Source organism: Wenzhouxiangella sp. XN201 (assembly GCF_011008905.1).
In the GTDB taxonomy this organism is placed as follows: Bacteria; Pseudomonadota; Gammaproteobacteria; order Xanthomonadales; family Wenzhouxiangellaceae; genus Wenzhouxiangella.
The window spans coordinates 1,537,435-1,559,310 of sequence record NZ_JAAIVI010000017.1 but is presented as its reverse complement, the minus strand read 5'-3'; the positions used below and the strand labels follow the sequence as shown (position 1 = coordinate 1,559,310).

Sequence of the window (21,876 nt, the reverse complement as noted above, 5' to 3'; positions counted from 1 at the left end):
ATTCAATGACCTCCAGGAAGAACGCATGAGTGAATTTTCGATGCTGTTTCCGGGACAGGGCTCGCAGTCGGTCGGCATGCTGGCCGATCTGGCTGAACGCCATGGGCGCGTGCGCGAGACCTTCGACCAGGCCGGTCAGGTTCTCGGTATCGACCTGTGGCAGTTGGTCAGCAAGGGCCCCGAGGCCGAGCTCAACCGCACCGAAGTGACCCAGCCGGCCCTGCTCGCCGCGGCCGTCGCCGTCTGGCGCGTCTGGCAGGACCTGGGCGGACCCAGGCCGGCCCGGCTGGCCGGTCACAGCCTGGGCGAATATTCCGCCCTGGTCGCGGCCGAGGCCATCGATTTCGAGACAGCCGTGGGCCTGGTCGCCGAGCGAGGACGCCAGATGCAAGCCGCCGTGGCCGAAGGTGAGGGGGCGATGGCCGCCATCCTCGGACTCGAAGACGAGGTGGTGGCCGCCATCTGCCGTGAAGTGGCCGAAGACCAGGTGGTGGTACCGGCCAATTACAACTCACCGGGGCAGATCGTCATTGCCGGTGACTCGGCCGCCGTGGAACGGGCACTGCACAAGTGTCGGGAAGCGGGCGCCCGCCGGGCCCTGGTGCTGCCGGTGAGCGTGCCGTCACACTGCCCGCTCATGACCCCGGCCGCCGAGGCCATGCGCGAATTGCTGGAGCGGACCGAGATCCGGGCGCCGTCGATTCCGGTGGTACACAACCACGACGTCGCCAGTCACGACGATCCCGCGGCGATCCGGAAGGTGCTGGTGGCGCAATTGACCGGTCCGGTCCGCTGGACTGAATCGGTGCGCGCCATCTGTGACGCAGGTATCATGAATCTGGCCGAGTGTGGGCCCGGCCGCGTGTTGTGTGGCCTGGGGCGGCGCATCGAGCGGGCGGCGAACTGGGCCGGGCTGGAAGATCCCGATACCCTCGACGAAACCATTCGGAACTGGAAGGAGACGAACTGATGACGCCCGATACGGCGAATCGCATCGACGACCAGGTCGTGCTGGTGACCGGCGCCAGCCGGGGCATCGGCCAGGCCACCGCTGCCTGGCTCAAGGCCCTGGGTGGCGATGTGTTCGGCACGGCGACCTCGCAGGGCGGGGCTGACCGTATCAGCCAGGACCTTGGTGACGGCCGCGGACTGGTGCTCGACGTGACCGATGCCGATGCCATTCAGAATACGATTCGCACCATCAATGAACGTGCCGGTGCGGTCACTGTTCTGGTCAACAATGCCGCGATTACCCGCGACCAGTTGCTGATGCGTCTCAAGGACGAAGACTGGGATGCCGTCATGAATACCAACCTGCGCGGTCTGATGCAGGTTACCCGCGCCTGCTTGCGCGGTATGCTCAAGGCCCGCGCGGGACGCGTCGTCAATGTCTCGTCCGTGGTCGGCTACAGTGGCAATCCGGGTCAGAGCAATTACGCGGCGGCCAAGGCCGGCGTCGCAGGGTTCACGCGGTCGCTGGCCCACGAGGTCGGCAGTCGCGGAATTACCGCCAACGTGGTCGCGCCGGGCTTCATCGATACCGACATGACCCGCGAACTTGATGAGGGACAGCGTCAGCGTCTGACAGACGGGATTCCGCTGGGGCGCCTGGGCACCGTCGAGGACGTGGCGGCCGCCATTGGCTTCCTGGCCGGACCGGCCGGGTCCTACCTGACGGGTCAGACGCTGCATGTCAACGGCGGGATGTATATGACCTGATTTGTTGGATATGCCCTCTAACTATCTAAATAGAGTACGTTTTAACCAAATTATGGGCCCGCGTTCCGAAATGGGAATCCGGGTCGATCGAACTGGCAGTGAATGCATTTGTTCACTACAATGTGCCCGCTTTGGGCAACCCTGCATCCAATAGAGGAAATAGCAATGAGCAGCATTGAAGAACGCGTCAAGAAAATCGTGATCGAGCAGTTGGGCGTCAAGGAAGAAGAAGTGACCCCCAGTGCTTCCTTCGTCGACGATCTCGGTGCCGACTCGCTCGATACCGTCGAACTCGTCATGGCCCTGGAAGAAGAGTTCGAGTGCGAGATCCCCGACGAGGAAGCCGAAAAGATCACCAGCGTTCAGCAGGCGATCGACTACATCAAGGCCAACGTCGACAAGTAAGTCGGCGTTGTTTCCGACCCACTTGAAGTCAATGAACGGAGTCGCGCATGCGTGGTGACCGGCGGATCGTGATAACCGGGATGGGTTGCGTCTCGCCGGTTGGTAATGACGTGCCCAGTGCCTGGGAGGCCATTTGCAACGGCCGTAGCGGTATCGGGCCACTCCAGGCTTTCGACCCGGAGCGCTTTTCGGCAAAGATCGCGGGTGAAATCCGCGATTTCGATGTCGACAAGTACCTGTCGCCGAAAGAGGCGCGCAAGTGCGATCCCTTCATTCACTATGGCATGGCGGCAGCCATGCAGGCGATCGAGGATGCTGGCCTCGAGGCCCATCCGGACAATGCAGAGCGTATCGGCGTGGCGATCGGCTCGGGCATCGGGGGTATCTCGACGATCGAGCAGACCTACCAGACCTACCTCGAAAGTGGGCCGCGTCGTATTTCGCCATTCTTCATTCCCGGCGTGATTATCAACATGATCGCGGGAAATCTCTCGATCAAATTCGGCTACAAAGGTCCCAACCTGTCGATCGTGACGGCCTGCACGACGGCCACCCACAATATCGGCGATGCCGCCCGACTGATTGCCTATGGCGATGCAGACGTGATGATTGCCGGGGGCGGAGAGTTCGGCACCACGCCGACTGCCTACGGCGGCTTCACTTCGGCCAAGGCCCTGTCGACTCGCAACGACGAGCCGGAAAAGGCCAGCCGACCCTGGGACGTCGATCGTGATGGTTTCGTGCTCAGCAACGGGGCCGGGGTGGTCGTGCTCGAGGAATTCGAGCATGCACGCAAGCGTGGCGCCACCATTTATGCCGAGGTTGCCGGTTACGGCATGAGCGGCGATGCCTATCACATGACCTCGCCGTCCGAGGGAGGCGAGGGCGCGGCTCGCTGCATGAGTCTGGCGGTGCGAGATGCTGGCCTGGCCCCCGAAGACGTCGAGTACATCAATGCTCACGGCACATCCACGCAGCTGGGTGACCGTGCCGAGTGCGCGGCCGTGCGCCGCTGTTTCGGAGAGCATGCCGGCACGGTGCTGATGAGTTCGACCAAGTCGATGACCGGGCACCTGCTGGGCGCTGCCGGTGGCGTCGAGGCCATCTTTACGGCGCTTGCGCTGCGCGACGGCATCGTCCCGCCGACCATCAACCTCGACGAGATCGACCCGGACTGCCGCGACATCGACCTGGTGCCCCACGAGGCGCGTGAAAAGCCCTTGAGCGTGGCCCTGAGCAATTCCTTCGGCTTCGGCGGCACCAACGGCACCCTGTTACTGAAAAGATTTGAATGAGCCTCGTGGCGCGTGAGCTGGCGACGGCTCCGTCGCTGCTTGCGGTTCATCACACGCACCCTGACACCTGGCCCTACCTGCTTGCCAGTTCGGCTCCGGCCGGTCAACTCGGGCGCTGGTCGCTGCTGCTGCGAGCCGCCGACGAGGCGCCGATCGTCTTGGCGCAATTGCCCGCGTCAGGACCCGACAGCGACGGATTTCTCGAGCGACTCCGGGCCGCCATCGCCGATGTCCCGCCGCAGCAAGCGGACCGGCGCTTTCCGTTTTCCGGCGGCTGGTTTGTCTATCTCGGTTATGAACTGGCGGGTGAGATCGAGCCCCGGCTTGAGCTGCCGGCGGCGGCTGATGGTCTGCCGGTCGCGCTGGCACGGCGCTGTCGTTCGGCCCTGCTGTTCGATCACCGCGACGCAAAGTCCTGGCTGGTGGCCGAGGATGCCGGAGAATTCGATCGAGCGTCAGAGGAACTGAGTCAGGCCGAACATGCCGCGCTGCCCGACGAACCGGCGGTTGCAGCGCTCGATCTCTCGGCCGATGCCGGCGAGCACTTTCGGACAGGCGTCGAACGGATTCGCGAATACATCCGGGCCGGGGATGTCTTCCAGGTCAATCTCTCGAGAGGCTGGGAAGCGCGCGGTGATAGCGCCATCGATCCGGTGGCTCTCTACCGCGCGCTGGCGCGGACCAACCCCGCGCCCTTCGCCGCGCTGGCGAAGCTGCCCGGGGGCACGGTGGTCAGCTCGTCACCGGAGCGCCTGGTCAGCCTGGACGGTCGGCAGGTCCAGACCCGCCCGATTGCGGGTACCCGTCCGCGGGGAAGCTCGCCGGATGACGATAGCCAGCTGTCCGGCGAGCTGATATCGCATCCCAAGGAGCGCGCCGAGCACATCATGCTGATCGACCTGGAGCGCAATGACCTGGGGCGGGTCTGCCGCACCGGCAGCGTCGAGGTCGATGAACTGATGGTGATCGAAAGCTACGCCCACGTGCACCATATCGTGTCGAACGTGCGCGGCATCCTGCGCGAGGACATGACCGCCGCCGATGTCATTCGGGCCGTGTTTCCGGGCGGCACGATCACCGGCTGCCCCAAGGTGCGCTGCATGGAAATCATTGCCGAATTGGAAGGACGGGGTCGCGGTGCCTATACCGGTGCCCTGGGCTACCTGGGCCTCGACGGACGGATGGATCTCAATATCCTGATTCGCTCGATGGTGGTGCGTGATCGATGCATCACCTTCCGCACCGGCGCCGGTATCGTCGCCGATTCGGATCCGGAGGCCGAACTGGCCGAAACCGAAGACAAGGCGCGTGGTCTGCTGGCGGCCATCGGACATGCCTGAGGTGCTCGTCAACGGCCGGCCCGCCGACCGGGTGCCGGCCGACGACCGGGGATTGCTCTACGGCGATCACCTGTTTGAAACCGTGGCTTTCGTCGGCGGGCGCGCGCCGCTGTGGGACTGGCACCTGGCGCGATTGCAGCGTGATGCTGTCCGCTTGTTGATGCCGCCGCCCGATCGCGAGGTGTTGGCCGATGAGTGTCGGCGGCTTCTCGACGACACACCGCGAGCGGTGATACGCATGACGATCACCCGGGGCAGTGGGGGGCGAGCCTACGAGCCGCCGACTCAGCCGCGGCCGCGGCGTATTCTGATGCGCAGGCCCTGGCCCGGGGCGATCGCTCGTCAGCGCCGCATGGGTCTGGCGGTCGGCACCAGCCCGGTCCGCCTGGCCAGCGGCTCGACGCTTGCCGGGATCAAGCACGGCAACCGACTCGAGCAGGTCCTGGCGGCCGAAAGGGCTCACAACGAAGGCCTGGACGAGGCCCTGCTGTTCGATGCCGAGGGCTGCCTGATCGAGGCGATCGCCGGCAACGTCGTCGTCGGGCTGGACGATCGGGCCGTGACACCCGACACCTCGCGTGCCGGTGTCACCGGGGTAGGGCTGGCCTGGCTTCGCGCGCAGCACGGCGTGAACATCGAGACCGCGACGCTGGGTGCCGACGAACTGACACGGTCGAGCTGGGCCGTGGTGATAAACTCGGTAGCCGGCATTCGGCCGATTGCGACCCTCGACGGTCGTCGCCTGGCGATCGCCGATGAATGCCGCCGCTGGCAGAAACTCTGGGACCGACTGTTCGAATGCGCAGATTCCTGACGCTGACGCTGATCGTCATCTTGTTCGCCGTCGTACTGGCCGGTATCCGGCTGTTCGGACAGTGGCAGCATTTCCTGCAGGCACCGATTGCCGAACATTCCGAATCGGTGGTCTGGCTCGCACCGGGCAGTTCGTTCCGCACTCTCGTGCGCCAGCTCGAAGTGCTCGGCCTGGCCCGCTTCGACTGGCGCTGGCGTTTGTACGGGCGACTCGAGCAGCCGGTGCTCCAGGCCGGTGAATACGAGCTCGAGGCCGGCATGAGCGCGGTCGATCTGGTCGACCGGATCAGCCGGGGATCGGTACGCAAGCATCGCCTGACGATTGTCGAGGGCTGGACCTTCCAGCGACTGCGCCGGGTGTTGGCCGACGACCCCAGGGTGCGTTCGACGATTGCCGACCTCGATCCTGCCGAACTGATGCGCCGTCTCGGCTGCGCGGGCTGTTCCCCCGAGGGCCGCTTCCTGCCCGAGACCTACTTTTTCGCCCGCGGAGTCAGCGACTTCGACCTGCTCGAACGCGCTCATACCGCCATGCAGCGCACTCTCGACGAGATCTGGGCCGGACGGGAATCCGATCTGCCACTGGACAATCCCGACGAGCTGCTCGTGCTGGCCTCCCTGATCGAGCGTGAAACCGGGCAGTCGGGTGAACGCGCGCGCATTGCCGGCGTATTCGTCCGACGGCTCGAGAGCGGCATGCGGCTGCAGACCGACCCGACGGTGATGTACGGACTCGGCGAGGACTTCGACGGTCGGCTGCGGCGGGTACACCTGACCACCGATCACCCGTGGAATACCTACACGCGCCACGGCCTGCCGCCCACACCGATTGCCCTGCCGGGCCGCGCCGCGCTCGAGGCGGCGGCACACCCGGCCGAGGGCACGGCCCTGTACTTCGTCTCTCGCGGTGACGGCAGTCACTATTTTTCCGACACCCTGGACGAACACAACGCGGCCGTCGATCGCTATATCCGGGGGCGACCGTGAAGCGCGGCCTGTTCATCACGCTCGAAGGCGGGGAGGGTGCCGGCAAGTCGACCGCCATGCAGGTCGTGGGTGACTGGTTGAGCAAGCGCGGCCATGATGTTGTCGTCACGCGCGAGCCCGGCGGCACGCCGGCGGCCGAACGAATTCGTGAATTGCTGCTCGATCCCGAAACCGGGTCGCTGCATGCGCTGAGCGAACTGCTGTTGATGTTCGCCGCGCGCAACGAGAACCTGGCCACCCTCATCCGTCCGGCCTTGGCACGTGGTCAGGCGGTCATCAGCGATCGCTTTACCGACGCCAGCCACGCCTACCAGGGCGGCGGGCGTGAACTCGGCCCCGAGGTGGTCGAAGCGCTGGCCGAGCTCGTTCACGGCGATCTGCAACCGGACTTGACCCTGCTGCTCGACGTACCGGTGGCGCTCGGGCTCGAGCGCATCGCCGCGCGCGGCGGCGAGCCGGATCGCATGGAGCAGAATCGCCCGGATTTCCTGGAGCGCGTCCGTCAGGCCTACCTCGATCGCGCACGACGCGAACCGGACCGGTTTGCGGTGATCGATGCCACGCAGCCTATCGAAAGGGTGGCCGACGAGATTCGCCGCGTGCTGGAGGCGCGTCTGTAATGCCCTATCCCTGGCTGGAGCAAGCCTGCGCCGATCTCGATGTGCGGATCCGAAACGGACGCCTGGGTCATGCACCGCTCATCCACGGCCCCGCAGGCCTGGGCAAGCGGTCGCTGGCCGGATGGCTGGCGCGTCGGCTGCTGTGCCTGCAAGCCGACGGCGAACAGCCTTGCGGCAACTGCCGCAGCTGCGAACTGATCGCCGGTGGCAGTCACCCCGATCTGTTTCAAATCGAAATCCCCGAGGATCGCCAGGGCATCGGTGTCGATGCCATCCGTGAATTGATCGAGCGCTTGCAGCTGACGGCCTCCGTCGGTCCAAGCCGGGTCGGACTCCTGCCCGAGGCCGATGCCATGAACCGCAATGCCGCCAACGCCCTGCTCAAGACCCTCGAGGAGCCGGCGCCGGGCGCCTGGCTGATCCTGGTCAGCGAACGCCCGGACGCCTTGCCGGCGACCATTCGATCGCGCTGCCAGCAACTGCCGCTGCGCGTACCTCCGGCATCGCTGGCCACCGACTGGTTGGCCACCGAAGCCCCGGAGGAATCGGAAGCCCGGCGCAGCGCGGCGCTGACACTGACCGGGGGTGCGCCGCTGGCCGCTCGCGACATGCTGGCCGACGGCGGGCTCGATACCGGCCTGCAGATGCTCGAGGACCTGGCCGGCCGGGGCGAGTCAGCGACCATCATCGAGCGCTGGCAGGCCGATCCGAAGTCGAGCTGGCAATGGCTGGCGCGCTGGATGGCCGTGCTGATGTCGGACGCCAGCGGAGCGCAGGGCTGGCAGCCGCCCGATGGCATTCGACTGCCGCCGCCGCCACAGCGGCGCACTCTTGTGCGGCTCTGGCAGGAAGCGCTATCGGGGCGGCGCGAGGCCGTGCGCGGCGTGGTGCGGCAGGACCTTCTTTTCGGACGCTGGCTGTTAGAATGGCAGGCAGCCCAACCGTCGCGGAATTGAGTCAATGGCGCAAAAAGGCATTCTCTCCTACAACATCGAAAACAAGCAGGAGCTTTACAGCGCCTACATGCCCTTTCTGATCAATGGCGGCCTGTTCGTTCCGACCCGCAAGCAGTTCCAGCTCGGCGACGAGGTGCTGATCCTGCTCGGCCTGATGGGCGAGGAGCGCATCGCCATTCCCGGCAAGGTTGCGTGGGTAACGCCTTCGGGCGGACGTCAGTCGGCCAACAGCGGAGTCGGCGTGCAGTTCAGCGACAGTGCCGAGGGGCAGCAGGCCCAGAGCACCATCGTGTCGCTGCTTGCCGGCATGCTCGACAGCGATCGGCCGACACGCACGCTCTGATCCGCCCGGGCCGGATGTTCCGGCTCCCCCGGTCTTTTCGACCGTTACCGTCATGACGCATCGCGCCATCATCCATGTCGACATGGATGCCTTCTATGCCAGCGTTGAACAGCGCGACAACCCCGGCTTGCGCGGACGTCCGGTCATGGTCGGTGGCTCGGGCAATCGGGGTGTCGTGGCGGCTGCGAGCTATGAAGCGCGTCAGTTCGGCGTGCGATCGGCGATGCCCTCGGCCCGTGCCCGGCGCCTGTGTCCATCGGGCGTGTTCGTGCCCGCCCGCTTCGAACGTTATCGCGCGGTCTCCCGCCAGGTCTTCGAGATCTTTGGCGACTTCAGCAGCCGCATCGAGGGCTTGAGCCTGGACGAGGCCTTTCTCGACGTCAGTGAGTGGGTTGGGGAGAAGCAAAAATCGCTTCCGGACATAGGTGCCGAACTCAAACGGCGTATCACCGAGGCGACCGGTCTGACCGCCTCGGTGGGGATGGCACACAACAAGCTGCTGGCCAAGATCGCTTCGGACTACGACAAGCCCGATGGCCTCGTCCATATCCCCATCGATCAGGTGCAACGCTTTCTCGATCCCCTGCCGATTCGCCGGCTGTCGGGCATCGGGCCGCGAACGGCCGGGCGCTTGCACGGGATCGGGGTGTTTACGGTCGGCCAGCTTCGGCGCACCAGCCTCGACGTGCTCTCGGGGCTGTTCGGCAAGCACGCCCTCGAACTGGTCGAGCGGGCGGCCGGCATCGACGAACGCGAAGTCACGACCGAGCGCGTGCGCCGTTCGATCAGCCAGGAAACGACGTTTTCCGACGACCGACACGATATCGAGGCGCTCGTGGCCGTCATGGCGGAGCAGGCGGAGAAGGTGGCACAGCGCCTGGCCGATCGCGGCTTCTACGCCCGCACGGTCACCATCAAGCTTCGCTCAAGCGGCTTTTCGACCATCACCCGCAGTCAGTCGCTGGGTGGCCACACCCGCAGCGCCCGGCGAATCCTGGCCGGCGCGCGGGAGCTGCTGGAAGGGTGGGCCGGCTGGCGCCAGCAGTTCGCCGTGCGTCTGATCGGCGTGGGTGTGACGGGGCTGTCGGAGCGGCCGGACGAATCCGACCTGCTCGAATGAATGTTCAGTCTTCGGAACTGCGGGCTTCGCCGTAGAGGTCGCGAAGCTCGCGCCGAAGAATCTTGCCGACGTTGGTCTTGGGCAGTTCATCGACGAACTCGACGTACTTGGGCACCTTGTAGCCGGTCAGTTCCTGGCGGCAGAATTCCCTCAATTCCTTGACCGTGAGTGAATCGTCCTTGCGTACGACGACGACCTTGACCACCTCGCCGGATTTTTCGTCGGGCGCACCGATCGCGCCAACTTCGAGCACCTTGGGGTGATTGGCGACGATGTCCTCGACTTCATTGGGATAGACGTTGAAGCCCGAGACCAGGATCATGTCCTTCTTGCGGTCGACGATATAGAAATAGCCCTGCTCATCCATCTTGGCCATGTCGCCGGTGCGCAGCCAGCCGTCAGCGTCGAGCACTTTGGCGGTTTCCTCAGGGCGTTTCCAGTAGCCCTGCATGACCTGCGGGCCGCGCACGCACAACTCGCCGGTTTCGCCGGTGGGCAGGGGGTTGCCGTCGGCATCGATGACACGGCATTCGGTCGAAGAAATCGGCAGACCGATCGCCCCGTTGTAATCCTCGAGGTCCATCGGGTTGATGCAGGCCGCCGGCGAGGTTTCGGTCAGGCCATAGGCTTCGACCAGCGTCACACCAGTGGTTTTTTTCCAGCGTTCGGCCACAGCGCGCTGCACGGCCATGCCGCCGCCAAGCGTCATGCGCAGTCCAGAGAAGTCGAGTTCCGAGAAACCGGGCGTATTGAGCAGGCCGTTGAACAGGGTGTTGACCCCGGTGATGGCGGTGAACCGGTACTTGCCCAGTTCCTTGACGAAACCGGCCATGTCACGCGGATTGGTAATCAGCAGGTTGCGCCCGCCAAACTTGAGGAACACCAGGCAGTTCGCGGTCAGCGCGAAGATATGGTAGAGGGGCAGGGCAGTCACGATGGTTTCCTCGCCCACGCTGATACGCTTGCCCAGCCAGACCGACGCCTGCTGCATGTTGGCGACCATATTGCCGTGCGTAAGCTCGGCGCCCTTCGAAACACCGGTGGTGCCGCCGGTGTACTGCAGAAAGGCGATGTCGTCGTGGTTGAGTTGCACCGGCTGCAACTGCGCATCGGCACCTTCCCGAAGCACGGTCGTGAACGGTCTGGATGCCGGCAGGTTGTAGGCTGGAACCATCTTCTTGAGATAGCGCACGGCCAGATTCATGAAGGTGCCCTTGACCGGGCCGAGCAGGTCGCCCATGCGCGCGATGATCACGTGTTCGACCGCAGTGTCGTCGATCACGGCCTCGAGCACGCTGGCGAAGTTCTCCATGATGACGATGGCCTTCGCGCCGGAATCATTGAGCTGGTGTTTCAGTTCGCGGGGGGTGTAGAGCGGATTGGTATTGACCGCCACCAGTCCGGCGCGCAGCGTTCCGAATACCGCGACCGGGTACTGCAGAACGTTGGGCATCATGATGGCGACACGATCGCCCTTTTCGAGGCCCATGGCCTGGAGGCTGGCGCCGAATGCGGCACTGTGACGATCGACCTGCCCGTAGGTCAGTTCGGCCCCGAAATTGATGTAGGCGACCCGATCGCGAAACTCGTTGCAGCTCGTGTTGATGACATCCACGACGGAGTCGAACTCGTCCATGTCGATTTCCGCGGGCACGCCGTCGGGGTACTGGTCGAGCCAGGGCTTGTCGCTCATCGGGTTTCCCTTCATCTGCATGTTGACTTGGATCGGAATAAAGCTTGGCACAGGAATCGCGCCGAGACAAGCAGACCGGCCGGAGCGTTTGCGAGGGGCAGTTTGGACGTATATGATCGCCGGAACTTACGACTTGGCTCCGGATCGACCATGGGCGAACAGAACGTAGAGCAGACCAGTGACGAACAGGCGCGACGCGCGTTCATGAAGGCCTTGCTCGACGAGGTGCGAGCACTGGAGGATATGCTCGATACCGGCATGATCGAATCCGGCATCCGCCGCATTGGCGCCGAGCAGGAAATGTTTCTGGTCGACCAGGCGAGCCGGCCGGCGCTGACGGCGATGCAGATTCTCGAGACCATCGATGATCCGCGTTTTACCCATGAGCTCGGCCTGTTCAACCTCGAGGCCAACCTGTCACCGCTGGAACTGGGCGGCGACTGCCTGCGCAGAATGGAGCAGGAGACCAACGAGGTGCTCGAGATCGCCCGCCGCCATGCCGGCGAGCTCGATACACGCATTGCACTGGTTGGCATCCTGCCGACGCTTACCCGCGAGCACCTGTCGCTGGAGTCGATGGTGCCGACCGCTCGTTACTTCGCCCTCAACGAAGCGCTGCTCAGGCTTCGGGGCAGCAACTTCAATTTCACGATCAAGGGCATCGACCAGCTCAACATCAATCACGATAACCTGATGCTGGAAGCCTGCAATACCAGTTTCCAGGTGCACTTCCAGGTCGGTGCCGAGGAGTTTGCCCCGCTCTACAACATCGCCCAGGCGGTCACCGGCCCGCTTCTGGCCAGCTGCGTCAACTCGCCAATCCTGCTGGGCAAGCGCCTGTGGCTCGAGACGCGCATCGCGGTGTTCGAACACTCGATTGACGCCCGTTCCGAGGCCCATGCCGCGCGCGGGCACAAGCCACGGGTGCATTTCGGCGATCAATGGATCGACGAGTCGGTGATCGAGATTTTCAAGGAAGACATCGCGCGCTTTCGCGTCATTCTGACCACCGAATTCGAAGACGATCCGATCGGTATGGTCGCACGCGGGGAAGTTCCGAATCTCAAGGCCCTGTGTCTGCACAACGGCACGGTCTACCGCTGGAATCGGGCTTGCTACGGCATTTCCGACAACGGCAAGCCGCATCTGAGGATCGAGAACCGGGTCATCCCGTCCGGTCCGACCGTCATCGACGAGATCGCCAATGCGGCGTTCTTCTTCGGCATGATGTCGCGCCTGTCGCATACCATCGACGATATACGTGAGCATCTCAATTTCAGCGACGTCAAGAGCAACTTCCTGGCCGCTGCGCGCGAAGGCCTGCGTGCCCAGCAGGTCTGGTTCGGCGGCCGCCAGGTCACCGCGCAGGAGCTGATCATCGACGAGTTGCTGCCGCTGGCACGCGAGGGCCTGGTGGAGGCGAATATCGACGAATGCGATATCGATCGCTATCTGGGCGTGATCCGTGAACGCGTCGACCAGCGTTGTACCGGCGCGCGCTGGCAACTCGAGTCGCTCGAGAACATGAAGGGCGAAGGCAACGAGAACGAACGGCTGCGGGCGCTGACCAACAGCATGGTCGAGCAGTCCGAGCGCGGCGAGCCGGTTGCCCGCTGGGAACTGGCCGGATTCTGTCGCCAGCAGGACTGGCGCGACAGCTACCGTACGGTGGGTCAGTTCATGGCGACCGACCTGTTTACCGTACGACCCGACGATATCGTCGATTTCGCGGCCAGCCTGATGGAATGGCGCTACGTGCGGCACGTGCCGGTGGAAGACGATTCGGGTCAGCTCCTGGGCCTGATCTCGCACCGTCAGCTACTGCGACTGATCGCGCGGGGCAATCGCGGCGACAGCACCATCACCGTGCGTGACGTCATGCGACCCGACCCGATCACCGTCAGCCCGGAAACCACCACGGTGGAGGCCATCCGCCAGATGCGTGAGAATCGGCTGAGCTGCCTGCCCGTGGTCGAGGACGGTAAGCTGGTGGGTCTGGTGACCGAATACGACCTGGTCGTGGTGGCCGGGCGGCTGCTCGAATCCTACCTGGACGAGGATCGAGCGGAATGAATCGTGGCCTGCTTCTGGCCCTGGCAGCGCTCGCCCTTGTGGTGGCCTGTGGACCGGATGCGCCCGATGAAGAGCGCATACGTGCGCAGATTCAGGCCATGCAGACGGCCCTGTCCGAGGGCAACGTGCGGGCTTTCGTGGCGCCCATTGCGGATGACTTCACCGCCTCGACGCGCAATCTCGACCGGCGCGCCGCGCGTCTGTTGTTGCGCCGCGAGATGCTGGTTCATGACCGGCTGAAGGCGAGGCTGGCCGATATTGAGGTCACAATGCAGGGTGAAGACCGCGCCACGGCGACCATGCACGCCGTGACCACCGGCGGCAGCGGCCTGATTCCGGAAACCGGCGGCTGGTATCGCGTCACCACCGGCTGGCGGCTCGACGATGGCGAGTGGATGCTGATCTCGGCAAGCTGGGAGACAGTAGCGGGGAGATGAGGTTGGGCTGAGATCTTGTAACCGCAGATTACACAGATTTTCGCAGATTGGTTAATCGGATTTTTCAATCTAATCTGCGTCAATCTGCGCAATCTGCGGTTTCATAAACTCTGAACAGATCAGAGTACATAAACGAATACGAACAAGCCCAGCCACACGACGTCCACGAAGTGCCAGTACCAGGCCACGGCCTCGAAGCCGAAGTGATTCTTCTTCGAGAAGTGGCCGGCGGCGCAGCGCAGGGTGATGACGATCAGCATGATCGTGCCGAGCGTGACGTGCATGCCGTGGAACCCGGTGAGCATGAAGAAGGTCGAGCCATAGATGCCCGATCCCAGTGTCAGGCCAAGATCCTGGTAGGCGTGCACGTACTCGCTCGCCTGCAGGTACAGGAAGAGGCTACCGAGCACGACCGTGGCGATCATCCAGCCGATCAAGGCGCCGCGCTGGGCCTTTTTCAGGGCCCAGTGGGCCAGCGTGATGGTCAGGCCGGAAGACAGAAGAATCAGGGTGTTGAGCAGCGGCAGGCCGAAGGCGGGAATGGTCTCGAAACCGCCGCCGAGCTGGCCCGGGCCGGCCGTGGGCCAGGCCGCGTCGTAGCCGGGATGGAGCAGTTCGTTGGTCATGGCGCCGGTGCCTTCGCCGCCCAGCCAGGGCACGGCGAACATGCGGGCGTAAAAGAGCGCGCCGAAGAAGGCGGCGAAGAACATCACTTCCGAGAAGATGAACCAGATCATGCCCTGGCGGAAGGAGCCGTCCACGGCCTGGTTGTAAATGCCGCTTTCCGATTCGCCAATGACCTGGGCGAACCAGCCGAAGATCATGACCAGCACCACCACGGCGCCGATCAGCGTCAACCAGGGGCCGGTGCCGACCTGGTTGAGCCAGCTCCCGGCGCCGAGCATCATGATGAACAGGCCGATCGATCCGACGATGGGCCACTTCGCGGTATGCGGTACGTAGTAGTTGCCTTGTGCCATGGTGGTTCCCTGGTATCGTTTCTTGTTCAGTTGGGGCGGGCGGCCAGTTCGGTCGCCGCTTCGTTTTCATAGACGATGTAGGACAGCGTGACCAGATTGACGCGTGCCGGCAGTTGCGGATCGATAATGAACCGGACCGGCATCTCGCGCGTTTCACCCGGTGCCAGTACCTGCTCGGTAAAGCAGAAACACTCGGTCTTGTTGAAGTAGAGCGAAGCCTTTCCCGGCGCGACGCTCGGCACGGCCTGGGCGACGACCGTCCGGTCCGACTCGTTGGTGGCCAGGTAAGTCGTCTCGTAGAGCCGTCCCGGATGGACCTCCTTCATGACCTCCTGCGGTTCGAAGCGCCAGGGCAGTCCGGAATTGACGTTGGCGTCGAAATGCACGGTCACGTTGCGGGACTCGTCGACGCCCTCGACCAACTCGCTCTCGACGACCTGCTCACCCGTGCGGCCACCCAATCCGGTGATCTCGCAGAACTTGTCGTAGAGCGGGACCATGGCATATCCGAATCCGAACATGACGACGGCCAGCAGCCCGAGCCGGGCCACATTGCCGCCGAAGGAACGCCTTGTGTCCTTGTCTTGCATGTCGCTCACCCTGCGCTTATGACGCCGCGGACGATGAAGCCGGCATAGATGGCGGCAACGATGGCCGCCAGCACCAGGGCAGCGCGAACCGCCCGCCGTCGCTTGTTTCGAATGCGTTCGTCATCGCCGCGCATCAAACGCTTCAGCTCAGGTTGTCGGAATGGGCCGTTACGCTGTCATCGATCTTCGGCGGCGTGTCGAAGGTATGCAGCGGCGCCGGAGACGGAACGGTCCACTCGAGGCCGCGCGCGCCATCCCAGATCTGCCCGGTTGCACGTTCGCCCCCGCGAGTGGCCTGCCACACGATGTAGGCAAACAGCAGTTGGGCCAGACCGAAGGCGAAGCCGCCAATCGACGAGATCATGTTGAATTCGGCAAACTGCACTGCGTAGTCGGGAATGCGGCGCGGCATGCCGGCCAGGCCGAGGTAGTGCTGCGGGAAGAACAGCACATTGACCGAGATGGTAGACCACCAGAAGTGGATCTTGCCGAGCTTCTCGTTGTACATGTAGCCCGTCCACTTCGGCAGCCAGTAGTAGACCCCGGCCATGATCGCGAAAATCGAGCCGGTCACGAGCACGTAGTGGAAGTGCGCCACCACGAAATAGGTGTCGTGATACTGGAAGTCGGCCGGCACGATGGCCAGCATCAGGCCGGAAAAGCCGCCGATGGTGAACAGCACGATGAAGCTGAGCGCAAACAGCATGGGCGTCTCGAAGGTCATCGAACCACGCCACATGGTCGCCACCCAGTTGAAGACTTTTACGCCGGTGGGCACGGCAATCACCATCGTGGCATACATGAAGAACAGGTTGCCGCCCAGCGGCATGCCCACGGTAAACATGTGGTGCGCCCAGACGATGAACGACAGGAAGGCGATCGAAGCCGTTGCATAAACCATGGAGACGTAGCCAAACAACGGCTTGCGCGAGAATGTCGGCAGGATCTCCGAGATGATCCCGAAGGCCGGCAGGATCATGATGTAGACCTCCGGATGGCCGAAGAACCAGAAAATATGCTGGAACATCACCGGATCGCCACCGCCGGCCGCGTTGAAGAAGCTGGTGCCGAAGAAGCGGTCAGTCAGCAACATGGTCACCGCCCCGGCCAGGACCGGCATGACCGCGATCAGCAGGAAGCCGGTAATCAGCCAGGTCCAGACGAACAGCGGCATGCGCAGCAGGGTCATGCCCGGTGCGCGCATGTTGAGGATGGTCACGATGATATTGATCGCGCCCATGATCGACGAGATGCCCATCAGGTGAATGGCGAAGATCACGAAGGCAATGTTCGTACCGCCCTGCAACGACAGTGGCGGGTACAGCGTCCAGCCCGATGCCGGTCCGCCCGAGGGCAGGAACAGGGTCATGAGCAGCAGGAAGAAGGCGAACGGCAGAATCCAGAACGACCAGTTGTTCATGCGCGGCAGGGCCATGTCCGGCGCACCGACCATCAGGGGGACCATCCAGTTGGCCAGGCCGACGAATGAGGGCATGACCGCGCCGAAAATCATGACCAGCGCGTGCATGGTGGTCATCTGGTTGAAGAATTCCGGATTCACCAGCTGCAGGCCGGGCACGAATAGTTCCGCGCGGATGATCATCGCCATGGCACCGCCGACCAGGAACATGATCAGCGAAAACACCAGGTAGAGGGTGCCGATCTCCTTGTGATTGGTCGTGAACACCCAGCGCTTGAGGCCAGTGGGGTGCTCGGCGTGATGCTCGTCGTGGGGCAGGGTCGTGTCGTGACTCATGTTTCTGATTCCTCTCTAATCTCGGTCCGCTTCAGCCGCGGTCGTCGGAAACAGGCACCCGGCGCGCTGCCGTTGCCCGTGCCGATTCAGCAGATTCCATTTCACCGGCGGCCGTTTGGGCCTTCCTGTCTTCGACCCACCGCTGGTAGTCCTCGGGGGAGACGGCCTCGACGACGATCGGCATGAAGCCGTGATCCTTGCCGCAGAGTTCGGCGCACTGGCCGCGATAAACACCTTCTTCCTCGATCAGGGCCCAGGCCTCGTTGACCATGCCGGGAACGGCATCGCGCTTCCAACCCAGCGCGGGCACCCACCAGGAGTGGATGACGTCGTCGGAGGTCAGGAGAAAGCGGATCTTGGTGTCGGTCGGCAGCACCAGGCGATTGTCGACTTCGAGCAGGTAGTTTTCGACGCTCCTGACGTCGATCCCGGAGCCGATCTGGCGGGCCTGGTTGCTGGCGCGATCGAGCATCGAGTAGATGCTGACATCATCCTCGATGTAGTCGTACTTCCACAGCCACTGGTAGCCGGTCACCTTGATGTTGATCTCGGCATTGCCAGTGTCTTCCATGTCGATCAGCACCCGCGTGGCCGGAATGGCCATAATCACCAGGATCAGCACGGGGATGGCCGTCCAGGCCACCTCGGCGCCGGTGGAGTGGCTGAACTGCGCCGGCTCCTGACCCTTGGACTTGCGGTGCACGACGATCGACGTGAACATCGCGGTGAACACCAGCACGCCGATGACGGTAACCACCGCCAGAATGACATTGTGCAGCTCGTAGACGTCCTTGCTGAAGGGCGTCACGCCGGCGGGCATGTTGTCACCGACGGCATAGATGCCCCAGGTGACCACGATGATGACGGCCATTACCGCCAGCGCCACGATCAATTCGTTGGTTCTCTTCATCCTCGACTCACCTGTGATTGCTTTTACCAACCCCGGCTTCAATCGGCCCGAGGTTCTTTCTCAGGGCATCAGCCAGTTCCAGTCTTTCGCCGGCCGGCAGAAACCGTCCAACGATCTGTCGCCGGCCGCAGCAGGTCACCACGACCTGTCGTTCGCCCAGACGCTGCTCCTCGACCAGCACTCTGACCCAGGCGGCCGGCCACTCGCTGTGGGTTCGCTGCCTGGCATCGTAGTGATCGATCTCGAGCTTGTCGCGGTCGATGGTCAGACGCTCACGTGCCCAGTTGCCGCGCCAACCGATGCGCAGGCACCAGCCGACAACCAGCAGGTGCACAATGGCTGCCAGCATGATCGGCCAGTACCCCAGTATCAGGGGGCCGAGTGCCACCAACAGCGTGACCGCGCTGAGACCGAGAAACACTAGAGCCAGCCGATCGAGCGTCATTGACAGGTTCGAGCGCGCTTCGATCACCCGGATGGGGTGCGGCTGCGAACTGTGTCGGACTTCGATCACGGGCTGGCTCCCGTGGTTCTTGATCTGCGACAGCTATTCTAGCCCAAGCCGGATCAACGTGACAGGAGAAATTGCCTTTTGCCGAGTCTCTACGCGACAAAATGGTCCGTTCGGTTACACTTGCAATTCGCCTTCACAGCAGCCGATAGAGGCCGTCATGAGTCAGGATTCAAAACGCTTCGTCACCGCCGAACCCATTGCCGGCAGCGAGCTGCGCAGCGCGCTCGACGACGCTTGGCATGCCGACGAGACCGAACATGTCCGCTTTCTCCTCGAGCAGACCGGTCTCGACGCGCAGCAGCGGGGCGCGGTCAATGACGTTGCGCTCGATCTGGTCAAGCGCGTGCGTGAGCGCAGCCGTGACACCGGTGTTATGGATGCCTTCATGCGCGAGTACGACCTGTCCTCCGAGGAGGGCGTCATCCTGATGTGCCTGGCCGAGGCGCTGCTGCGCATTCCCGACAACGACACGGCCGAGCAACTGATTTCCGACAAGCTATCCGAAGCCGACTGGGAGTCGCACCTGGGCAAGAGTTCCTCGGTGCTGGTCAATGCCGGCACCTGGGGCCTGATGCTGACCGGGCGCCTGGTCAGCGTGAAAGGATCGGAAAAGCGCGACATCGGCACCCTCCTGTCGCGCATGGCCAATAGCTCGAGCGAGCCGGTGGTGCGTACCGCCATCCGCCAGGCCATGCGCATCATGGGCCACCAGTACGTGATGGGCCGCAGTATCGAGGACGCCCTGGAGCGCTCCCGCAAGAAGGCCAACCGCCGTTTCCGCTATTCCTTCGACATGCTGGGCGAAGCCGCGCTGACGGCCCGCGATGCAGAGCGCTACTTTAAGTCCTACAGCCAGGCGATCGAGGCTATCGGAAAATCCGTCGAGGGCGACGACATCTTTGCCCTGCCGAGTATCTCGGTGAAGCTCTCCGCACTTCATCCCCGCTACGAACACGCCCAGCGCGAGCGCGTGATGGACGAACTGGTGCCGCGGCTGCTCGAGCTGGCCCGTCGCGCGCGAAAGGCCGGTATCGCCCTGACGGTTGACGCCGAGGAGGCCGATCGTCTGATGATCTCGCTCGACGTGTTCGCGGCGGTGCTCGCCTCGCCCGACCTCGAGGGCTGGGACGGCCTTGGCCTGGCCCTGCAGTCCTACCTGCGGCGCGCCTGGGCGGAGATTGACTGGCTGGCCGACAAGGCACGCAAGAGTGGTCACCGCATTCCCGTGCGCCTGGTCAAGGGCGCCTACTGGGATACCGAGATCAAGCTCGCCCAGGTCGAAGGCGTGGACGACTATCCCGTGTTCACGCGCAAGGCCAATACCGATTTGTCCTATATTGCCTGTGCCCGCAAATTGCTGGAACTGCCGGACTGTTTCTATCCCCAGTTCGCCACCCACAACGCGCACACCATCGCCGTCATTGCCGAGTTGGCCGGTGACAACCGGGAATACGAATACCAGCGTCTGCACGGCATGGGTCAGCAGCTTTATGAGGAAGTGCTCGACAATGATCAGTTCAACGATCAGTGCCGGGTCTATGCGCCGGTCGGCAACCACAAGGATCTGTTGCCTTACCTGGTGCGGCGCCTGCTCGAAAATGGCGCCAACACCTCGTTCGTCAATCGCATCGTCGACGAGAAGCTGCCGCCGGAAGAGGTGATCAACGATCCGGTGGCCGAGGTTCAGTCCCACTCGAGCATGTCGCATCCACGTATTCCCCGGCCGGCCGATATCTACGGCGAAGGGCGGAGAAACAGCCAGGGCATCAACCTGGCGCACGAATCCGAGCTGAACGCACTCAAGTCGAACATGGAAGCCGCGCTCGACCAGGACTGGCTGGCGGCCCCGACCGGTGCGGCCAGCAAAAGCGACAAGACGACCGCGGTAGTCAGCCCGGCCGACACCGGTCTCGAGCTGGGTCGCGTGACCTGGACCAGCCCGGAGTGTGCCGGCGAGGTGGTCGCTGCGGCGGTCGACAGCCAGGTTGGCTGGGATCGACGCGGTGCGGCCGAACGCGCCGATATCCTCGATCGCATTGGTGATCTCTACGAGCGGCATTGCCCGGAGCTGATGGCGATCTGCGCCCGCGAGGGCGGCAAGTCCCTGCTCGACGGTATCGCCGAGGTGCGCGAAGCGGTCGACTTCTGCCGCTACTACGCCAAGCAGGCGCGAGAACACCTGGCCGAGCCGCTGGAGATGCCCGGTCCGACCGGCGAGTCGAATACCCTGCGCACGCATGGCAAGGGTGTCTTCGTCTGTATCAGCCCCTGGAATTTTCCGCTGGCGATCTTCACCGGCCAGGTCGTGGCCGCGCTGGTGGCCGGCAACAGTGTGCTGGCCAAGCCGGCCGAGCAGACACCGCTGATCGCTGCGCGGGCCGTCAGCCTGATGCACGAGGCCGGCGTGCCCGATGACGTGCTCTTTTGCCTGCCGGGCGACGGCAAGGTCGGTGCGGCGCTGACCGCCGACCCGCGCATTGCCGGTGTGGCCTTTACCGGCTCGACCGAAGTGGCCCGCATCATCAACAAGACCCTGGCCGATCGCGACGGCCCGCTGGCCACGCTGATCGCCGAGACTGGCGGCCAGAACGCCATGATCGTCGACTCCTCGGCCCTGCCTGAGCAGGTCGTGGCCGACGTCATCCACTCAGCTTTCCTGAGCGCCGGCCAGCGCTGTTCAGCGCTGCGCATCCTGTGCCTGCAGGCCGACGTGGCCGACCACATGCTCGAAATGCTGACCGGCGCCATGGCCGAGTTGTCGATCGGCGACCCCGGCATGCTCGAGACCGATATCGGCCCGGTCATCGACGAAGGCCAGCTCGAGATGCTGAGCGAGCACGCCGAACGCATGAACCGCGAAGCGAAGCTGATCGCCGAGGCGCCTCTGCCCGAAGACCTGCCGCCCGGGCACTGGTTTGCACCGCGCGTCTACGAGATCGAGCGAATTGATCAGCTTGAACGGGAGGTCTTCGGACCCATCCTGCACGTGGTGCGTTACAAGTCGAACGAACTCGACGACCTGATCGAGAAGATCAACGGCACTGGCTACGGCCTCACACTGGGCATTCACAGCCGGATCGACCGCGTCCAGAATTACATCGCCCACCGGATGAAGGTCGGCAATGCCTACGTCAATCGCAACATGACCGGCGCCGTGGTCGGCGTTCAGCCTTTCGGCGGCGAGGGCCTGTCGGGCACCGGGCCCAAGGCAGGAGGGCCGCATTACCTGTTCCGCTTCGTCAATGAGCGAACGCTGACCATCAACACCGCGGCCGTGGGCGGAAACGCCACGCTTCTGGCGCTGTCGGACTGAATGACGTGACTC

At 63.8% G+C, this 21,876-nt stretch carries 21 protein-coding genes; 14 read left to right on the top strand and 7 right to left on the bottom strand.

Annotated elements, in window-relative coordinates; all coding sequences use genetic code 11:
* The first annotated feature begins 25 nt into the window (after nucleotides 1–25).
* From fabD to G4Y73_RS07430, 11 genes are all read left to right on the top strand, one after another.
* On the top strand, nucleotides 26–970 hold the full coding sequence (fabD, locus tag G4Y73_RS07480; protein ID WP_164230931.1) for an ACP S-malonyltransferase: 945 nt from the start codon (nucleotides 26–28) through the stop codon (nucleotides 968–970).
* Complete coding sequence (gene fabG / locus G4Y73_RS07475; protein ID WP_164230930.1) at nucleotides 970–1,719, top strand: 3-oxoacyl-ACP reductase FabG; 750 nt, start codon at nucleotides 970–972, stop codon at nucleotides 1,717–1,719. Before fabD ends, fabG begins: the two co-directional genes overlap by 1 nt.
* Nucleotides 1,720–1,884: 165 nt before the next feature.
* Entirely contained in the window at nucleotides 1,885–2,124 is a 240-nt protein-coding gene (gene acpP / locus G4Y73_RS07470; RefSeq protein ID WP_116649382.1) for an acyl carrier protein, read from the top strand.
* Between the two features lie 47 nt (nucleotides 2,125–2,171).
* Nucleotides 2,172–3,419 carry a beta-ketoacyl-ACP synthase II gene (gene fabF, locus G4Y73_RS07465; protein WP_164230929.1) on the top strand — a complete coding sequence of 416 codons (1,248 nt, stop codon included), beginning with the start codon at nucleotides 2,172–2,174 and terminating at the stop codon, nucleotides 3,417–3,419.
* Nucleotides 3,416–4,759 carry an aminodeoxychorismate synthase component I gene (locus G4Y73_RS07460; protein ID WP_164230928.1) on the top strand — a complete coding sequence of 448 codons (1,344 nt, stop codon included), beginning with the start codon at nucleotides 3,416–3,418 and terminating at the stop codon, nucleotides 4,757–4,759. Before fabF ends, G4Y73_RS07460 begins: the two co-directional genes overlap by 4 nt.
* A complete protein-coding gene (gene pabC, locus G4Y73_RS07455; protein WP_164230927.1) occupies nucleotides 4,752–5,573 on the top strand; it encodes an aminodeoxychorismate lyase in 822 nt (273 codons plus the stop codon). The genes G4Y73_RS07460 and pabC overlap by 8 nt, the downstream gene beginning before the upstream one ends.
* Nucleotides 5,558–6,559, top strand: a complete 1,002-nt coding sequence (gene mltG / locus G4Y73_RS07450; RefSeq protein WP_164230926.1) for an endolytic transglycosylase MltG — start codon at nucleotides 5,558–5,560, stop codon at nucleotides 6,557–6,559. The genes pabC and mltG overlap by 16 nt, the downstream gene beginning before the upstream one ends.
* The gene (gene tmk, locus G4Y73_RS07445) at nucleotides 6,556–7,179 is read left to right on the top strand and encodes a dTMP kinase (RefSeq protein WP_346426833.1); all 624 of its coding nucleotides are present in this window, start codon (nucleotides 6,556–6,558) and stop codon (nucleotides 7,177–7,179) included. The genes mltG and tmk overlap by 4 nt, the downstream gene beginning before the upstream one ends.
* The gene (gene holB, locus G4Y73_RS07440; RefSeq protein WP_164230925.1) at nucleotides 7,179–8,135 is read left to right on the top strand and encodes a DNA polymerase III subunit delta'; all 957 of its coding nucleotides are present in this window, start codon (nucleotides 7,179–7,181) and stop codon (nucleotides 8,133–8,135) included. Before tmk ends, holB begins: the two co-directional genes overlap by 1 nt.
* 4 nt (nucleotides 8,136–8,139) lie before the next feature.
* Nucleotides 8,140–8,478, top strand: coding sequence for a PilZ domain-containing protein (locus tag G4Y73_RS07435; protein ID WP_164230924.1), 339 nt, complete (start codon nucleotides 8,140–8,142; stop codon nucleotides 8,476–8,478).
* Nucleotides 8,479–8,530: 52 nt separating this feature from the next.
* The gene (locus tag G4Y73_RS07430; RefSeq protein WP_164230923.1) at nucleotides 8,531–9,598 is read left to right on the top strand and encodes a DNA polymerase IV; all 1,068 of its coding nucleotides are present in this window, start codon (nucleotides 8,531–8,533) and stop codon (nucleotides 9,596–9,598) included.
* A 4-nt stretch (nucleotides 9,599–9,602) separates the two neighbouring features.
* Here G4Y73_RS07430 and G4Y73_RS07425 read toward each other — a convergent pair whose 3' ends face one another.
* A complete protein-coding gene (locus tag G4Y73_RS07425) occupies nucleotides 9,603–11,291 on the bottom strand; it encodes an AMP-binding protein (RefSeq protein ID WP_164230922.1) in 1,689 nt (562 codons plus the stop codon).
* A gap of 150 nt (nucleotides 11,292–11,441) precedes the next feature.
* Between G4Y73_RS07425 and G4Y73_RS07420 the strand changes: the two genes are divergently transcribed.
* Nucleotides 11,442–13,364 carry a CBS domain-containing protein gene (locus G4Y73_RS07420; RefSeq protein ID WP_164230921.1) on the top strand — a complete coding sequence of 641 codons (1,923 nt, stop codon included), beginning with the start codon at nucleotides 11,442–11,444 and terminating at the stop codon, nucleotides 13,362–13,364.
* A complete protein-coding gene (locus tag G4Y73_RS07415) occupies nucleotides 13,361–13,801 on the top strand; it encodes a nuclear transport factor 2 family protein (protein ID WP_164230920.1) in 441 nt (146 codons plus the stop codon). The genes G4Y73_RS07420 and G4Y73_RS07415 overlap by 4 nt, the downstream gene beginning before the upstream one ends.
* Before the next feature lie 119 nt (nucleotides 13,802–13,920).
* On the opposite strand, the gene G4Y73_RS07410 is transcribed toward G4Y73_RS07415, so the two are convergent.
* The 6 genes from G4Y73_RS07410 to G4Y73_RS07390 are packed head-to-tail and all read right to left on the bottom strand — an operon-like array spanning nucleotide 13,921 to nucleotide 18,551.
* Nucleotides 13,921–14,781 carry a cytochrome c oxidase subunit 3 gene (locus G4Y73_RS07410; RefSeq protein WP_164230919.1) on the bottom strand — a complete coding sequence of 287 codons (861 nt, stop codon included), beginning with the start codon at nucleotides 14,779–14,781 and terminating at the stop codon, nucleotides 13,921–13,923.
* Nucleotides 14,782–14,807: 26 nt separating this feature from the next.
* Nucleotides 14,808–15,371 (bottom strand): cytochrome c oxidase assembly protein, encoded by a 564-nt coding sequence (locus G4Y73_RS07405; protein ID WP_164230918.1) that lies wholly within the window; start codon nucleotides 15,369–15,371, stop codon nucleotides 14,808–14,810.
* A 5-nt stretch (nucleotides 15,372–15,376) separates the two neighbouring features.
* The gene (locus G4Y73_RS14195) at nucleotides 15,377–15,505 is read right to left on the bottom strand and encodes a hypothetical protein (protein ID WP_276207523.1); all 129 of its coding nucleotides are present in this window, start codon (nucleotides 15,503–15,505) and stop codon (nucleotides 15,377–15,379) included.
* 8 nt (nucleotides 15,506–15,513) lie between these two features.
* On the bottom strand, nucleotides 15,514–17,127 hold the full coding sequence (ctaD, locus tag G4Y73_RS07400; RefSeq protein WP_164230917.1) for a cytochrome c oxidase subunit I: 1,614 nt from the start codon (nucleotides 17,125–17,127) through the stop codon (nucleotides 15,514–15,516).
* 31 nt (nucleotides 17,128–17,158) lie between these two features.
* A complete protein-coding gene (gene coxB / locus G4Y73_RS07395) occupies nucleotides 17,159–18,037 on the bottom strand; it encodes a cytochrome c oxidase subunit II (RefSeq protein WP_164230916.1) in 879 nt (292 codons plus the stop codon).
* Between the two features lie 7 nt (nucleotides 18,038–18,044).
* Nucleotides 18,045–18,551 carry a DUF2244 domain-containing protein gene (locus tag G4Y73_RS07390; protein WP_164230915.1) on the bottom strand — a complete coding sequence of 169 codons (507 nt, stop codon included), beginning with the start codon at nucleotides 18,549–18,551 and terminating at the stop codon, nucleotides 18,045–18,047.
* 157 nt (nucleotides 18,552–18,708) lie between these two features.
* Between G4Y73_RS07390 and putA the strand changes: the two genes are divergently transcribed.
* Nucleotides 18,709–21,864, top strand: a complete 3,156-nt coding sequence (gene putA, locus G4Y73_RS07385) for a bifunctional proline dehydrogenase/L-glutamate gamma-semialdehyde dehydrogenase PutA (RefSeq protein ID WP_164230914.1) — start codon at nucleotides 18,709–18,711, stop codon at nucleotides 21,862–21,864.
* Nucleotides 21,865–21,876: the final 12 nt, after the last annotated feature.

Bases quoted from the DNA above. Each gene is read 5' to 3' on its own strand.
- mltG (WP_164230926.1), top strand. From the start codon at position 5,558: ATGCGCAGATTCCTGACGCTGACGCTGATCGTCATCTTGTTCGCCGTC.
- G4Y73_RS07410 (WP_164230919.1), bottom strand. From the start codon at position 14,781: ATGGCACAAGGCAACTACTACGTACCGCATACCGCGAAGTGGCCCATC.
- fabD (WP_164230931.1), top strand. From the start codon at position 26: ATGAGTGAATTTTCGATGCTGTTTCCGGGACAGGGCTCGCAGTCGGTC.
- G4Y73_RS14195 (WP_276207523.1), bottom strand. From the start codon at position 15,505: ATGCGCGGCGATGACGAACGCATTCGAAACAAGCGACGGCGGGCGGTT.
- pabC (WP_164230927.1), top strand. From the start codon at position 4,752: ATGCCTGAGGTGCTCGTCAACGGCCGGCCCGCCGACCGGGTGCCGGCC.
- G4Y73_RS07420 (WP_164230921.1), top strand. From the start codon at position 11,442: ATGGGCGAACAGAACGTAGAGCAGACCAGTGACGAACAGGCGCGACGC.
- G4Y73_RS07405 (WP_164230918.1), bottom strand. From the start codon at position 15,371: ATGCAAGACAAGGACACAAGGCGTTCCTTCGGCGGCAATGTGGCCCGG.
- ctaD (WP_164230917.1), bottom strand. From the start codon at position 17,127: ATGAGTCACGACACGACCCTGCCCCACGACGAGCATCACGCCGAGCAC.
- acpP (WP_116649382.1), top strand. From the start codon at position 1,885: ATGAGCAGCATTGAAGAACGCGTCAAGAAAATCGTGATCGAGCAGTTG.
- fabG (WP_164230930.1), top strand. From the start codon at position 970: ATGACGCCCGATACGGCGAATCGCATCGACGACCAGGTCGTGCTGGTG.
- holB (WP_164230925.1), top strand. From the start codon at position 7,179: ATGCCCTATCCCTGGCTGGAGCAAGCCTGCGCCGATCTCGATGTGCGG.
- G4Y73_RS07430 (WP_164230923.1), top strand. From the start codon at position 8,531: ATGACGCATCGCGCCATCATCCATGTCGACATGGATGCCTTCTATGCC.
- G4Y73_RS07425 (WP_164230922.1), bottom strand. From the start codon at position 11,291: ATGAGCGACAAGCCCTGGCTCGACCAGTACCCCGACGGCGTGCCCGCG.
- fabF (WP_164230929.1), top strand. From the start codon at position 2,172: ATGCGTGGTGACCGGCGGATCGTGATAACCGGGATGGGTTGCGTCTCG.
- G4Y73_RS07460 (WP_164230928.1), top strand. From the start codon at position 3,416: ATGAGCCTCGTGGCGCGTGAGCTGGCGACGGCTCCGTCGCTGCTTGCG.
- G4Y73_RS07415 (WP_164230920.1), top strand. From the start codon at position 13,361: ATGAATCGTGGCCTGCTTCTGGCCCTGGCAGCGCTCGCCCTTGTGGTG.
- coxB (WP_164230916.1), bottom strand. From the start codon at position 18,037: ATGAAGAGAACCAACGAATTGATCGTGGCGCTGGCGGTAATGGCCGTC.
- G4Y73_RS07435 (WP_164230924.1), top strand. From the start codon at position 8,140: ATGGCGCAAAAAGGCATTCTCTCCTACAACATCGAAAACAAGCAGGAG.
- putA (WP_164230914.1), top strand. From the start codon at position 18,709: ATGAGTCAGGATTCAAAACGCTTCGTCACCGCCGAACCCATTGCCGGC.